12 protein-coding genes are annotated in these 14634 nt (G+C 59.3%); 4 read left to right on the top strand and 8 right to left on the bottom strand.

What is annotated here, in order from left to right; genetic code table 11:
* Nucleotides 1-364: 364 nt before the first annotated feature.
* Together QEH57_RS19355 and QEH57_RS19350 are read left to right on the top strand one after the other, a co-directional pair.
* On the top strand, nucleotides 365-733 hold the full coding sequence (locus QEH57_RS19355; RefSeq protein WP_309008433.1) for a VOC family protein: 369 nt from the start codon (nucleotides 365-367) through the stop codon (nucleotides 731-733).
* A gap of 93 nt (nucleotides 734-826) precedes the next feature.
* On the top strand, nucleotides 827-1396 hold the full coding sequence (locus QEH57_RS19350) for a dihydrofolate reductase family protein (RefSeq protein WP_309008432.1): 570 nt from the start codon (nucleotides 827-829) through the stop codon (nucleotides 1394-1396).
* A 441-nt stretch (nucleotides 1397-1837) separates the two neighbouring features.
* Here QEH57_RS19350 and QEH57_RS19345 read toward each other — a convergent pair whose 3' ends face one another.
* Nucleotides 1838-3937: a catalase gene (locus tag QEH57_RS19345; RefSeq protein ID WP_309008431.1), complete on the bottom strand. Its 2100-nt coding sequence runs from the start codon at nucleotides 3935-3937 to the stop codon at nucleotides 1838-1840.
* Between the two features lie 249 nt (nucleotides 3938-4186).
* Entirely contained in the window at nucleotides 4187-4393 is a 207-nt protein-coding gene (locus QEH57_RS19340) for a hypothetical protein (RefSeq protein ID WP_309008430.1), read from the bottom strand.
* Nucleotides 4394-4841: 448 nt separating this feature from the next.
* Between QEH57_RS19340 and QEH57_RS19335 the strand changes: the two genes are divergently transcribed.
* Both QEH57_RS19335 and QEH57_RS19330 read left to right on the top strand, forming a co-directional pair.
* Nucleotides 4842-5654 (top strand): PRC-barrel domain-containing protein, encoded by an 813-nt coding sequence (locus QEH57_RS19335; protein ID WP_309008429.1) that lies wholly within the window; start codon nucleotides 4842-4844, stop codon nucleotides 5652-5654.
* A gap of 120 nt (nucleotides 5655-5774) precedes the next feature.
* The gene (locus QEH57_RS19330; protein ID WP_309008428.1) at nucleotides 5775-6281 is read left to right on the top strand and encodes a flavin reductase family protein; all 507 of its coding nucleotides are present in this window, start codon (nucleotides 5775-5777) and stop codon (nucleotides 6279-6281) included.
* A 92-nt stretch (nucleotides 6282-6373) separates the two neighbouring features.
* On the opposite strand, the gene QEH57_RS19325 is transcribed toward QEH57_RS19330, so the two are convergent.
* The 6 genes from QEH57_RS19325 to QEH57_RS19300 all read right to left on the bottom strand — a co-directional run bounded on the left by QEH57_RS19325 (nucleotide 6374) and on the right by QEH57_RS19300 (nucleotide 14631).
* A complete protein-coding gene (locus QEH57_RS19325) occupies nucleotides 6374-6757 on the bottom strand; it encodes a hypothetical protein (protein WP_309008427.1) in 384 nt (127 codons plus the stop codon).
* A gap of 25 nt (nucleotides 6758-6782) precedes the next feature.
* Nucleotides 6783-7085, bottom strand: coding sequence for a hypothetical protein (locus tag QEH57_RS19320; RefSeq protein ID WP_309008426.1), 303 nt, complete (start codon nucleotides 7083-7085; stop codon nucleotides 6783-6785).
* Nucleotides 7086-7231: 146 nt separating this feature from the next.
* Complete coding sequence (locus QEH57_RS19315) at nucleotides 7232-8032, bottom strand: glycerophosphodiester phosphodiesterase (protein ID WP_309008425.1); 801 nt, start codon at nucleotides 8030-8032, stop codon at nucleotides 7232-7234.
* Nucleotides 8033-8069: 37 nt separating this feature from the next.
* Entirely contained in the window at nucleotides 8070-9056 is a 987-nt protein-coding gene (locus QEH57_RS19310; RefSeq protein WP_309008424.1) for a LacI family DNA-binding transcriptional regulator, read from the bottom strand.
* A gap of 219 nt (nucleotides 9057-9275) precedes the next feature.
* Nucleotides 9276-11162: a metallophosphoesterase gene (locus tag QEH57_RS19305; RefSeq protein ID WP_309008423.1), complete on the bottom strand. Its 1887-nt coding sequence runs from the start codon at nucleotides 11160-11162 to the stop codon at nucleotides 9276-9278.
* An 85-nt stretch (nucleotides 11163-11247) separates the two neighbouring features.
* Nucleotides 11248-14631: a lamin tail domain-containing protein gene (locus tag QEH57_RS19300; RefSeq protein ID WP_309008422.1), complete on the bottom strand. Its 3384-nt coding sequence runs from the start codon at nucleotides 14629-14631 to the stop codon at nucleotides 11248-11250.
* Nucleotides 14632-14634 lie beyond the last annotated feature (3 nt).

Genomic DNA, 14634 nt, shown 5'->3' with positions numbered 1-14634 from the left:
CTGCTCCGGCAGGGGTCGCGTATCTTTGGAGAGTACGTCGGCCAGGTATTCCAGCGGCTGGATGTCCAGGCGTTTGCAGGAGATCAGGATCGAGTCGGCTACCAAAAGGGTCAAACCGTAATGTTTGAAATATACAAAAAAAGATCGGCTACCAAAAGGGTCAAACCGTAATGTTTGAAATATACAAAAAAAGAGGTCACTGGTAATTTAACTTTAGGATTCATGTATAGTAAACTTGAACCACACCCGCAGTCGCCCATCCTGTGCGCACCAAATCGTTCCATACAGCTCCGGCCAACACTCCGAGCTAGCCTTCACGTATGGCGCTCGACGTTAGTCTCGGATCAAAATAAAGTATAAAAAAATGCCCATCCTGAACTTAAAAAACGTAATATCAGTAATTCCAGTAACAAACTACGATTCCGCCGTCAATTGGTACAAAAAACTAATTGGTCGAGACGCCGACGTAGTTCCGACAGAAGGTGTCTCTGAGTGGCAACTCGCCGCCAACGCTTGGCTCCAAATTGGGATCGACCCCGACAATTCAGGAAAAACAACAGTCGTAATCAACGTGGGCGATCTTGAGGCTCAGCGTTCTGCCTGTGAAGAGGTAGGGATATCTCTAGGTGAAGTTGTAGAATATACTGGAATCGTAAAAATGGTAGATGCGACTGACCCAGATGGAAATAAGATAACATTCGTTGAAGAACTCGCCAACGCTATGAATGAATAAGCAAACATCGGAATTAAAGGAGGCCAAAAGGTGTCAAAGCCTACTGTTTGCTTTCTCAATCTAAGCCACCGCCTGTTCTTAGATTCTTAAACGATGAAAACCCAATACTACACCGCGGCTAGCCTCGATGGATTCATAGCTACGGAAGACGATTCCCTAGACTGGCTTTTCTCGCTAGGCGAGCTAGCCGATTCTAGCTACCCCGCATTCATCGAGGAGGTGGGAGCCTTGGTCATGGGCTCAACGACCTACGAATGGATGCTCAACAATGCAGAGAAGGTTGCAGAGGAAGCAGGATCAGCGTGGCCCTACACGCAACCGGCTTGGGTATTAACCCACCGCAAACTCCCAACCATAGAAGGGGCAAACATTCGCTTCGCGGCCGGCGATGTCGCCCTCGCGCATGCTGAGATGCGTTCTGCCGCGAACTCGAAGAACATTTGGATCGTGGGTGGCGGCGACATTGCAGGGCAGTTCTACGATGCCGGTTTACTTGACGAGCTGATCGTGCAAATCGGGTCGGCCACTCTTGGCAAAGGTAAGCCCCTATTCCCCCGAAGAGTCTTAGGCCCGCAATTGAAGCTAACAGGTATTCAACAGATGGGTACCGGAATGGCAGAACTACGTTACGAAGTCACGAAAGAGAACAGCCCTAACCGATGACGACATTCCACCCGAGACCAGCCCAGCAGCAACGCTCCGCATAAGGCTTCACGCTCCCCTCTCCGGCTTCGATTTTGCAGAAAACGAGGCGCCCATCTCGCGATGAATTGACCTCTAAGGTCGCGCGACCGCCAAGACGCAGGGCTGGCCCTTGTCGCCCCGCCACCGCGCAAAAGGGAAATGCGGAGTGTCGCAAGCGACATCCCTACAGCTTCCCCACTTCCCAAACAGTAGCCACAAAACCTCCCGACGCCTCGCGTCGATCATCCCTGCGGAGTCTCGAAGCGAAGCGGCGACAACGTTCGTGCCGGCGCGCGAAGCAGGCGGATCGTCCTCCCGTCGGTGATCCGGCTGGCAGCGGTGTTCTCTCCGAACAAGCCAAGCGGATTGACCCTGACAAGAAGACGGGAAACCGAACGCGAGCGGCCGATCTTCAGCGGCTCACACGGGTCGCACCTTCGACTCTCGCTCCCAAACCCGGTGCTTCTTGGCCTGTTCGATAAATCCGTCCCAGCCCTCCTTCTCAAAGGGTATCACTCCCCCTTTGACATCGGGCTCCACCCCGGCTTTTTCCAGCAGGGCTTCGGCAGCGTCCGAAAAGCCGATCACCTTGAGATGGCCGAAGGCATTTCGAATCCAATCAACCGCATCGGCTTGGTCCTGCAAGGCCTTGCCGCCTTCCTCTTCGCCGCCTGGAGCCACGACCACGCAATCGAACAACATGGAGGGTCCACCGGCCAAGAAGTGATCAGGCTCCAGATCCTTTCCGTCGCTCAGACGGCATCGCCCAGCCTTAGGGGCCACCACCTCGACGGTCGCGCCTTCCGACTTCGCAATTTCGAGAACCTTCTCGAGGATGGAAGCAGGCGCTCCATCGCTGGTAAGCACCCCGATCTTCTTACCTTGGAGGCTCGCTGGCGATTTCGAATACTGGGAAAGGGCGGGAGACGGTTCGTATTCAATAATTGGAACGATCGGTTCTATCTCGGCCGCCTCGCCCTCCATGCCCAGAGCCGAGGCGACCTTCTCGCCTAACTCCTGGTCAACAAGCATCAGGTGCCCCAGCATTCGCTTACGCACGTGGCGCGCCTCGCACTTCCCTAGCTCGAACGTGAAGCCTCCCACGATGTGATTGCGCTCCGGCTCGGTCATCGACTTCCAGAACAGGCGGGCTTGGGAATAGTAGTCGGCGAAGGTTTCCGAGCGGCTCCGTCGCTTTTCGCCCTGACCGGACTTCGGGAACGAGGAGAACCCCGTTACCGGGCACTCGCGAGGCGACCCTTCGTCCAGGCTGTTTGGCTGGTTGGCGACGCGACCGGACGGGACCTGCGTCTGCATCTGGGCATCGCGCTGGAAGAAGCGCATGGGGCACTTGGGGGCGTTTACGGGTAGCTGATTGAAGTTCGGGCTTCCGAGACGCGAGATCTGCGTATCCAAATAGCTGAACAATCGTCCTTGCAGCAGCGGGTCGTCCGAGAAATCGATTCCCGGAACCACATGGGAAGGGCAGAAGGCGACCTGCTCCGTTTCTGCGAAGAAGTTATCCACGTTGCGGTTGAGGACCATCTTGCCAAGCGGCCGCAAAGGTACCTTCTCCTCCGGCACGAGCTTGGTCGGATCGAGAACGTCGAAATCGAATGCGGCGGCCTCTTCCTCCGTAAACACCTGCACGCAAAGCTCCCACTCCGGGAAGTCGCCACTCTCGATGGCTTGCCAGAGATCCCGGCGGTGAAAGTCAGGATCCGCTCCGCCCAGCTTAACGGCCTCATCCCAAATGAGGGAGAAGGTGCCCAGCTTGGGCCGCCAATGGAACTTTACGAAACGCGATTCTCCACTCTGGTTGATCATGCGGAAGGTATGCACGCCGAAGCCTTCCATCATACGGTAGGACCGAGGAATGGCTCGGTCGGACATGATCCACAGGAGCATGTGCACGCTCTCCGGAGTCAGCGATACAAAGTCCCAAAACGTATCGTGCGCCGACTGGGCTTGCGGAAAGCCGCGATCGGGTTCGGGCTTGACGGAGTGAATCAGGTCCGGGAACTTGATCACGTCTTGGATGAAAAAGACCGGCATGTTGTTGCCTACCAAATCGTAGTTCCCTTCCTTGGTATAGAACTTCACCGAGAAGCCGCGAACGTCCCGGGCCGTATCCAAAGATCCCTCACTGCCCGCGACCGTGGAGAAACGCACGAACACCTCGGTCTTCTCCTCCGGGTCCTGAAGGAAACTCGCCTTGGTAATGTCCTCGTGGCAGTCGTACGATTGAAAGTAGCCATGGGCTCCGTACCCTCTCGCGTGCACGACCCGCTCGGGAATCCTCTCATGGTCGAAATGGGTTATCTTTTCCCTGAGAATGAAGTCTTCCAGCAGGGTGGGGCCGCGGTCCCCGAACTTGAGCGAGTTTTGATCGTCCGACACCGGCAGGCCTTGGCCGGTCGTCAATCTTTCGTCTGGGGAGGAAGCTTGCTGATGGAGCTCTCCTCCTTTTGCAATTTTTCCGGCGAAGGGGCAGCGGGCGGGTTCTTTTCTTTCTGACATCGATATCTGTTGGGCTCTAGGGTTTGGATTTCTTGCGGCGCCATGCTTCGCGCCGGGGTCGCCCCTCTTGCATCAGATATGCCAGCCCGCCGGGCGCCTACGAATAAAGGCCCTGCTCCCGCCCCGCCTCCGGATAGTCCCCCACCCCGAACGCAGCGAGCGGATGCCCACCGTTGCGGGTCGCACCATCAAGTATGCGCAATGCCACTCCACGCCAGACCAAGCAGCCGCAGAGGCGCTGGCTTTCCCCTAGTCCGGCTTTGGCTCGGAGAGCTTCTTGCGGTCCTTCCGACTTACCATCATCGCAAGGGCCAAGGTAGCGATCAACCCCACGATTCCAATGCCGAAGCCCACCGCCACGCCCGTCAGGCCGCCCAGGATCGCTCCGAGGATCGCAAACACTACCAAGCCCATGAACGCCAACTTATGGTTCTTGTTTTCATTCGCTCGTTTCATGGGTTCTCCCGAGCCTAATTCGCGCCAGCTTCCATTATCTCCTTCGTATTCACTTTTTGGAACACACCTAGAGATGCCGTCTACGCTCCTCTCCCAACCCCTTCGCATCCCAGCTTGTCCGCTTGCGGGCAAACCGTGGACACGCCCTATTGAAAGAGGCTAAACGCCACACCGCTCCAGTATCCACACACCCCCTACAACTTCACGAATCTCGCCAAATCGCGACGGCCGAAATCCCCGCCGACGCACTCGATGCGGAAACATCCCGCTTCTTCCCTCCCCGCCTCGGCACCTTGCAGCCTGCACACTCCGGCAGTGCGAAAAGCAAGCCTCCGGTTCTCCCGAGTCGCCCTCCTCGGCCCACCCCTCCCCGATTACCCTGAGTGGCGCGGGCCATGCGGTTCCGTCCCTAGAAAAACAACCTATAACCCAAAGGAAAGGAACCGCCATGCTACGCAGCATCCACGACACATTCGGATATCCCGTCGAAGCCCTCGACGGAACCCTCGGCAAGGTAAAGGACTGCCTCTTCGACGACCGCCACTGGCGCATGCGCTACGTGGTCGTCGACACCGGACGCTGGTTGCCGGGACAAAAGGTCCTCGTCAGCCCCCACCACGCCCGACAACCGGACACCGGCTGGCAGGGCAAGCACTTCCCCGTGGAGCTTACCAAGGAGCAGATCAAGAACGCTCCCAAACTGGAGGAACACAGCCCCGTCTCTCGCCAATACGAGGAGGAATACGCTCGCTACTACCAGCAGAGCCAGCCGTATTGGTCTGGCCCCTACACTTGGGGACACTCCCAGGAACCCCTCTTCCATCCGCCCGGACAGGCCGTCGAACATCCCTCGCGGGTCGAACGCGAGCAACACGCCGAAAATCTCAAGCGGATCGCCGAGAGCCACCTGCACTCCGCCAAGGAAGTCATCGGCTACCACATCGACGCCAAGGACGACAGCTTCGGCCACGTCGAGGACTTCATCTTCGACGACGAAAAATGGCGACTGCTCTACCTCGTGATCGATACCAAGAACTGGCTGCCCGGACGCAAGTGCCTCATCGACATCGGCTGGCTCGACTCCATCGATTGGCAGGGGGAGAACGCTTCCGTTTCCCTGACCCGCAAACAGATCGAACACGCTCCCGAGTTCGATCCCAGCGCCCCCATCAACAGAGACTTCGAAAAGAACCTCTACGACTACTACGGCCGGCCCTATCACTGGAAGGAAGAGGACGCATCCCTCATCTCGCCCATGTGACGCCCGCCCCGTCGGCTAGACGTTAAGCAGCGAAAACCATTGCCCGAGACATCCGCCCCTGCGTGGGCGGATGTCCCATTCCAAACTAGCCAACCGCCAACCCGAAAACCACCGATAAAGATGTCACCCATCCACTCCCTCGACCCCAGCAAAACGAAGACCACCCACGAAGTTCTCCGCCAAATCCCCTACAGCATCTTTGCCGTCGGGATCGGCAGCGACGAGTCCGTATCCAGCGCCCTGCTCGCGAGCTGGGTCATGCAGTGCTCCTTCGAGCCGCCTCGGATCGCAGTCGCCATCCGCAAGGACAGCAACAGCCACCAGCTTATGTGCGAGCAAGCGAGCTTCACTCTCAATCTCCTCAACAAGGAGCAGACCGAGCTCGCCCGCATCCTCGTAAAGCCGCACGACCGCGACGAAGACAAGATGCTGCACATTCCCCACTCCACCGCAGCCTCCGGCGCGCCCGTCATCAACGGCGCCTTGGCCTACCTCGATTGCCGCATCGTCGATTCCCTCGACGTAGGGGACCACAGCCTCTTCATCGGCGAAGTCATGGACTCCCAGCAAAACGAAACAGGCTCCCCGCTCTCCTGCCAGGACATCGGCTGGACCTACGCCGGCTAAGGCCCTCCGCGGGCCCCGGCTCAGGCCTATCGCCATGGATGGCCCCGCATTCGCGCACCCCAGCCCGCCGAACTAAACGCCCTTCGCTTCGCCTAGCTCTCCCGGGCTTGGGCCAAGGCCTCGTAGGCTTCCTCTACCGCCGCCTGCCACTCAGCCTCTTCGACCGCCCCCAACCTGTCGATACTCCGTTGCAAGCGATCGAGAGCCGCCTCGTCGACCTCTCGCTCCCCATCTTCCATCACCTCCAGGGCTTGTTCCAAGGCATTGATGACGTGAGTCCGGTTCTCTTCCGAAAACGGCACTTCCTTGCGAATCTTCTCCGTCGACTCCTCTTCGACTTCGACCCGCTCTACCCGCTTTTCCACAAACTCCCTGCCCATCTGCCATCGCATCGCGAAGCCAATCAGCGACACCAAGGCCACCGGCAGGAAGATCCGCAAAGCGTATCTCTTCAGCGAATACGGCTTGGATTTCATCGTGTCCCTCCCTCCCCTTGGCGTCTCAAACGTGGTGCCGCATCGCCACCGACGACTCCTGGTCGTCCGCGGCTCGCTCCACCCCGGCCTTGACCAGATCCTCGTGCGAGCGCGACTCCCTCCGCTCCTCGGCCAAACGAGCCTCTTCGCGGGCGTCCACAGGACTTTCGCTCTCCGACGAGACGGCGTTTTCGAAAGGCGACGGGCTTCCGGCGGCTTCCCGATCAAGCGGTTCGAGAGCGTCCGCCAACTCTTCCCACTCGCGGGATTCGTCGACAGGTTCTAGATTCGGTTTGCTGGCGCCATGGGAGAACTTATCAGATTTCATAACTAGGTGTGGGGGTTAAGTTGCATTTTAGAAACTTCCGCAGCGGATTCGATCCCTGCGGAACTCCCTAAGCCTGTTGCCAAAACCGCGCCAACACCCGTCCCCTACCCGAACACCCCCAGCGCTGCGCCAGCCGCCGCTCCTCGCTAGCGGCGGTTCAGTGCTTCGAGAATGGCATCCGGCTTATTGGTGGTGATGGTATCCACTCCAGCTTCCAACAAAGCCAGGGCGTAGTCCGGATCGTCCACCGTCCACACATGGTAGCCGAGTCCCTTGTCCTTGAAACGGGACACGAACGCGGAATCCACCACCTCGTTGGCTCGGGTGCTGATGCCGTCCACCTTGCTCTTACGCAAAACGCGCATCAGCTTAGAGGTCTTCGGCCGCTGCCGCCCCCTTTCGTCGCGCTTGACGGAGACCAGCCAGTTCGCCGCATACGCCGGAGCAGCCTTTTTCAGCCGCTGCACCACCTTTTCGTTGAAGGAAATAAAGACGATCTGCTCCTCGCTTAGGCCGGAAGCTTCCACCTGCTCGAGCAGCTCAGGCACGATCTCCGGTCCGCACTTGATCTCGACGAACATTAGCTTACCCGCAGGCACCGTATCCAAAACTTCCCGCAACGTTGGAATCTGCGTTCCCTTCCACGATTCGCCGACCCAAGCCCCGAAGTCGTAACTGCGCAGCTCTTCCAGCGTCATCTCCTCCACTCGCTTGTCGACTCCGGTGTACTTCTTGATCGAGTAGTCGTGCACGCACACGATCTCGCCGTCCGCAGTCAAGTGGAAGTCGCCTTCGATGGCGTCCGCATCCTGCCGCCAAGCCAGCTCGAAGGCGGGCAACGTATTTTCCGGCGCATAGGCCGAGGCGCCGCGGTGAGCGATCACGCGCACCTCTTTCCCTTGCAAATTCGCCACCACCAGCAGCGCTACCATCAATAGTCTTTTCATAAATCCAATAGGCCTAGCGTTGCCCTACCTCCCCGCCCTACCGAAGGCAAGCTTCGCAGGCGGGCGCCTCGTCATCCGCAGGCAGCCGCCATTCGGGCACGATGTGATGCAGCTCCATCCTGCTCTGCGACCCCGGCAGGCGCTCCAGCTGAAGCAACTGTATCCCTCTTTCCACTACTAAGCGTTCGCCACAGCAAAAGCCGCGAGCCTGGTCGCAGGCCGCAAGGTCCTCCGTTTGCAAGCTCAGGTAGGCGCCCCACTCCGGCATCCGCTTTTGCAGCACCCTCCCCACCTCTGGGCCGAAGCCCACTACGCCGTCCGGAGCGTAAGCCCGATACCAAGACAGCAGAGCCCCCGCATCCTCCGACGCTTCGCCTGACATGACAGGAACCGCTCGATAGTCGTCCGCAAACAGTTCGTCGAAACGTTGCCGCAAGATCCGGCTCTCCCGTTCTCCCGCGCCCGACAAGGCCAGGCCAACGCGCTGGCATCCCCTTTTGCTCAGGTGCTTCACGGCGCGATCCAGCATGCGCCGCCAATCCAAATCGACCGAGCAAATCGGTTGATCCAAGATCGACCCGCAGTTCACGATGCTAAAGCGCTGCGGCAAGCGCGGGTCCAGGCTGCTCCCCTCCTCGAAACCAAATAGCAAGATCCGCTCCACCCCGCGAAACTCCAAGCTGCGCAACAGGGAATCCGGGCTCACGAAGTCCGCAACATAAACCACATCCGCGCTGTATCCATACTTCTCGCACAGCTCTTGGGCGAAACGAAGCATGCCGTGGAAGCGCGGCGAGCGGCTGTGAAATAAAAGCGTAAGCGAATCGACGCGACCGCCTCCATCGCTTCTCCAACGCTGCGCCGCCAATCGAGCGATCGTTGGATCGGGACGATAGTCGAGCTCCGCTGCCGCTCGCAGCACCTTCTCTTTCGTAGCAGATCCCACATGGCTGCAGTCCCGCAAGGCTCGCGATACCGTAGACTTGTTAACGCCCGCCAATAGCGCCACGTCGGCTAAAGTCACTGTCTTCCTATTGGCCCGGTCCATCATCAAAGAAGGCTTCAAGCTAGGGCTCGCCAGCGCGAGATCCAGCAGAAGCCGAGTCCGTAAACAGAACGTAACAGGGCCCTATGTAAGCCCTGCTACGCCCTTTGAATATATTGCTAAGAGAAGGGGCGAATCACCCAAGCACGCCTAGGGCCTGCCTTTCGATTCGTCCCCCCGTCGCGTCGAATAGCGCCGCTACTTCCCCTTCCGGTAGAAGCTGCCGGCACCGGGGACCGCGTCGTCGCGATTCCAGCTCGGCCGCCAGAAGATCCGCGCCACGGCGTCCTTTTCGAGATCCTTGTCGTTGAGCGTAACATTCAAGCGGATACCATCCCAATCACCACCACCCTGAGCGTCCAGGTACTGGAAAGGGATGGAGATCTCCACCGCGTAACCATAAGAGGTCTTGCGAGCCACATAGGCGGTACCTTCCGGGTAGCTTCGAGCGCCGCGGGCTCGGGTATCGCCCTCGAGACCGGGGGCTACGTTTATCAAGAGCGGACCGCGATTGGAGGCGTTGGTGCCGCGAACTGCCTTGGGACGGGCATCGATCTGCACCGCCACGCTATCCTGCGCCCACAGCGCGTCCTCAGCCGACAAGGCCAAGCTGTCATCGTAAACCTTCACCGCCACATAGAGCGCTTTGCCATCCTCCGCCAGGTCGAACTCGAAGCGGCTGTCCGCCTCCCCTTCCCAGCGACGGTGGTAGTGCCAATCCGCGACGGCGGGCGAACGGTAGTTCAAGGAATCCCATTCGCCGAGATCCCCATCGACCTCGAGCTTTCGCTCCCGACGGATCGGCAGCTCACGCACGACCGACAGGGATTCGCTATCCGCAAAGCGAATCGCTTCCCCGTCGCGATCGAAGGCCAGCTTCCAAGCCATTTCCGCCGCGATCCCTTCCGCGAAATCCGAGCTGGCGTTCTCGACTTCGTAGTCGAGCCGCAGCACTTCGTTGGGCGGCAAGCTCCAGCTCCCCGAACGCTCGCCCTTGATCACGATGTTCTCCAGCTGCTTGATCTGCATCTCGAAATCGACCGGATAATCTGAATCGTTGGTGAAACGAAAAGCGAGTTTTCCCGTATCGAACTTGCCACTACGATAGAGAATCGGCTGCAGGGCCAAGGAACCGTCATCGATAAGGGCGCCCTGCACTTCGCGGACTGTCTCGTCGCGCACGTTCTCATCCCAGATCCCTTCCAGGATCAAATTCGCCAGGATCGGCCCCTCGTCGGTCATGGTTACCCAAACCACATGGTCGAACTCGCCGAAGCGCGGACCTCGCAAGCCGCTGTTTCCTCCGGTCGTGGCCAAGGTGTAGAACTCCTTGCCCTGACGGCTGTGCTTCACGTAGCGATGGTGGTGGCCGGCGAAAACCGTGAAGTCCCGCCCCTGCAGCGCCTCTTCGATCTGCGGCCACTTGCCGGTAGGATCCTCGCGGTCCCAAAGCGGCGTATGGATGAAAACCATGGTCCAACGCGGATCCGGATGCTTCTCGATTTCCGCCAAGGCCCAGTCGACCTGCTCCTGCGTCATGGCATGGGGACGCTCTTCGTCGTTGGAGTTGAGCACCAAGCAAAACACGTCGTGGTACACGAAGGAGTAGTAGCTGGCGCCGTAGCGTTCCTTCCAGACCTCCGCCATCACGGGATTCGTGTAGTCATGGTTTCCGGCCACGTAGAAAAACGGCATCTCCAGCTTATCGACGAAACCTTCGAACTCGTTCCACTCGTACTCAAGCTGCTTGCGGTCGGTGGTGTAACCTTGGATCAAGTCACCCACCGACATCACAAACTCGGGCTGCAACCAGTTCAACTTGCGGAAGGCGTCTTCCAATACGCCTTCCCGGCCACCCGTGGTGTTGTCGGTGATGATGGCAAACTGGAAGTTGCTCGGATCGTTGTTCAAGTCCAAGCCGGTCCACGGATTCACCGTGTCCGATTCCTCGATGATGACCCGCGGTAGATTCGACGCTCGCGTCGAAGGCTCATGGTCATGGCCGGTATGGGCGAAAAGGCTGCCCGTCAAGGCGCAGGTGCCCAGCAGGAGGGCCGGAGCTGAAAATCGATTTCTAAAATTCATAACATCTGTATTTTAAGTTCTGATACAAGGCAACCGGCGAAGAGAATTCGCCGGCTGCAATAGGTGAAAGAAAGCGGAATCCAAGCTAGCGCGACGCGTCGACGCTGCCTTCCGCAGACGGGATCAAGTCGAACAACTCGAGTAGCACGCTACCGCCGGCGTCGCCCTCGACCTCAGCCGTAAAGGCGCCGTCTTCGGCATCGACCAGCAGGGCCGCATCGGCGCTGCCTGGCGCCAGCGAGCTGGCGCCCACCGACTCCGCCAAAGCGGCGAAGGAGCCTTTTTGCCAATCGTCGTTTCGAGCGAGCTCGATCTGCTCTTCGTCGTAGACAACCAATACCGGGTCGCTCACGAGCGGATCGACCCGCCAAGCGGCCAAGCCCGGGCCAACGGCCCGCACCATGTAGCGGGACTGGTTCCCTCCCGCGGCCATGAATCCGAGCGTGGCTTTCTCGCCCAGCGGTCCGATACGAGTCAAGCTGGATACGTTTACGAGCCCTGCTTCCAGCTCGTCTCCCGCTGGCAAGTAGATCTCTCCGAGCACCTGCCCCACACCGTCCTGGGAGGCGACAACGGCAGTGTAGATTCCGGGAACGAGATCGACCAGCACCGCCGCATCCAAGCTGGATTCCGCAGTCACCGAAGCGCCGCGTTCCTCCATGGCCGAAGCCAAGGACAGATCCCAGTTGTCGTTGGAGGCGATGGCTTCGTACGTTCCGTATTCCGTTTGTCGATACAGGTCTATCTTCGAATCGATCGAGCCGGAGGCCCGTAGAAGAACCGAAACCGCTTGCTCGCTTTCCAGCTCGAAACCGAGCACTAGCGAACCGGATCCGGAAACGTAGCCTTTCGCCGATGCGTACACGAAGCGTGCGGGCGTTTGCGGCTCTACACTCTTGGTATCCACATCTGCCTGCTCGGAGTCCGCTTGGGAGCTCTCGGCCACCGGCTCCTCCGGTAGCGTGGCATCGCCGTTGCCTGCATAGGCTTCGCCGAGATAAGTCAGACCGGGCGAGAATACGATAAACTCGCCTTGGGTCGCTTCTAGGTGCAGCGTCATCTCGCCGTCGAGATCCGGAGCTCGCGTGATGGCCATGGCTTGGTTTCCGATATCGGCTTCGTAAGCGGCGACCGCGACTTGGAAGCCTTCGGCATTGAGCAGCTCGATGGTGGTATCCTGGCTGCGCTGGATGGATAGGCCATTGGCCCGCACCGAACCGTCGGGATTGGAAGCGCCTTGAATGACCGCGTTGCCGAATACGGATTCGCGGGCAGCCAAGGTTTCTTCCGTCACGCGGCCGAAGACTACCAAAGCGCCTTGGTCGTTCAGGTAAGTTGCCTCGGGGAAAGTATGCACGATCTCCGGAGCCGAGGCGCCACCCGTCTCAGAGACGCGGATCTGCCAGCCGGACATGTCGGTCACGAAACCGGACAGGTTCACGAACTCGATAAACTTGTCGCCTACCGCTTCCTCCAGGACGCCGTTGCGGTTGATGTCCGCTCCGGTGCCGAGAATCATGGGCATGACTTCGCTGATAACGACATTGTATGGGTTCGGCTCGATGTCCTCCACCTTCAGAATCGCCAACGCCGGCAGGATGTCCGGACCGGAACGCACTACGATTCGCACGTCGCGAGCTCCATCGAGCAAACCATCGTTGTATCCACTAATTGGGAACGTGGTGCTCGTCTCGCCTTCCGCGATCGTTACGGTGGACGACTCCAGCATGATCTCGTCGGGTACGATCGCTCCCGACTCGTCGATCGTGTATCCATTGCTTTCGATATCGATCAGCAATCCGCCCGCGGGCGCTGGGGACTCGAGAGTCACGGTGGCGATAGTCGCCTCCCCGTCTTCATCCTCGCGAATGCTGTCCTTGCTCAAAGCGAGGGAAAGCACGTTCTCCGGCGTGAAGTAAGGCTGACCGTTCGGCAGCGTACCGGGCGAAAAGAGCGAGCCGTTGGCGCCGCTAATCTGGGAGTGGATGGTGAAGTCCGCCCCGGCGAGGCCTTGGGAGCGCTGGATCGACCCGCCATTGGGCTCGACCGGATAAATGTCACCGTCGATCAAGAGGTCGACCGTTTCCACCAGTCCGCCCAATCGGGCCACCAAACTGGCGATCTCGGGTCGGTTGGAGTTGAAGGCGAGCAGACCGGAAGAAGACTTCTGGATGGTCGCGCCTCCGAAAACGCCGGTCGGATTGCCGCCGCCGAAGACCACGATGGCACGGCCGGCTCCGATCACGGACCCTTCCTCGAACTCGTGGCGGATTCCCAAGTCGTCGGAAATCGTCCAACCGCTGATGTCCACCGGATAATCCTCGAAGTTGACGATCTCCACGAAGTCGTCGGCGCTGGCGTTGCGGATGCCGTCCCCATTCGAGTCGCCGATCAGGTCGAGATCCGTCACGCCTGGATTGATGTTTAGTATTTCCATCATCACTACGCGTGGCTGAGGCGTGGTGTTCTCCACCCGGAAGCGCAGCCGCTCCGTCGAATAGCCATCCGCCTGGAAGTCCACCTCGATCACCTTCACGCCCGTGAACTGGCCGTCTTGGCGAATCTCGAAAGGCAGGTCCAAGGTGGTTTGTCCCGCAGGCACCTGCAAGGTCTCGGGCAGGTTGACCGTATTGCGGGCGAGGTCCGTCAGGCCAAGCGCTACGTCCAAGCCGCCTGCGGGAGCCGGCGAGGAAAGCTGAATCTGTAAGGACGTTTCCAATACGCTCTCAGCGGGCTCTTGGAAGGTCTCCTGCTCGAGGTTCAAGCCGAAGAAGGAAACCGCGTCGTCGCCGGAAACCCGAACGTTATCAATGTAGTAGTCCTCCGCCGATGCATTCGAATTGAAGGTAACCCGCAGGTCCAGCGAGGAGCCGGACATGTTGATGGGCCAATCGAAATCAACGAACTCGGGCACCAGTCGAGGGCTGTCCACTCCCGTCAAGGTAGCGGCGCCGCCTGCGAAGTAGCGGGCGGGAGCGTTGGTGCCGCGACTCCGGAAGCCGCCGATGTTTATCCACTCGCCGGAGTCGACTCGAATCTCGATCAGCATGGTATTGTTCGGCTCGAAACCTTCGCCACCTTCCGCGACCGCCATAGTCAGCTGCAAGTTGCCAAGACCCGAGATGTCGATACCGCTCCAAGTCAAGCGCCCTTCCTGGGCGAGCAAGTCCTCGGTGCTGGAGGTGAAGTTGGTCGCGTTGTCGATGTCGCGAGCGCCAAAGAGCCAGTCTCCGTCGATGGAGCCGCCGGCTGCCACCGTACCGTTGGAGAACTCCTGGCGGCGGGCGAAGAAGTCCGCCTCGCCATCGTCCGCCCCGTTTTCCACGAGGTAGCGCGAGCCAGCCCCATCGGTTTCAAAGCTCTCCTTCAAGGCGGTCACGGTTGCTCCGCTCGCCACGCTCGACGCCGCCAGCAATGCGGATCCTAGAAAGCAACGTCGTAGGTTTTCGAAATGTATTCTGTTTTTCATGAC

Source organism: Pelagicoccus sp. SDUM812005 (assembly GCF_031127875.1).
Classification (GTDB): domain Bacteria; phylum Verrucomicrobiota; class Verrucomicrobiia; order Opitutales; family Opitutaceae; genus Pelagicoccus.
The sequence above is the reverse complement of the archived record's forward strand: the minus strand, read 5'-3'. Positions and strand labels throughout refer to the sequence as shown.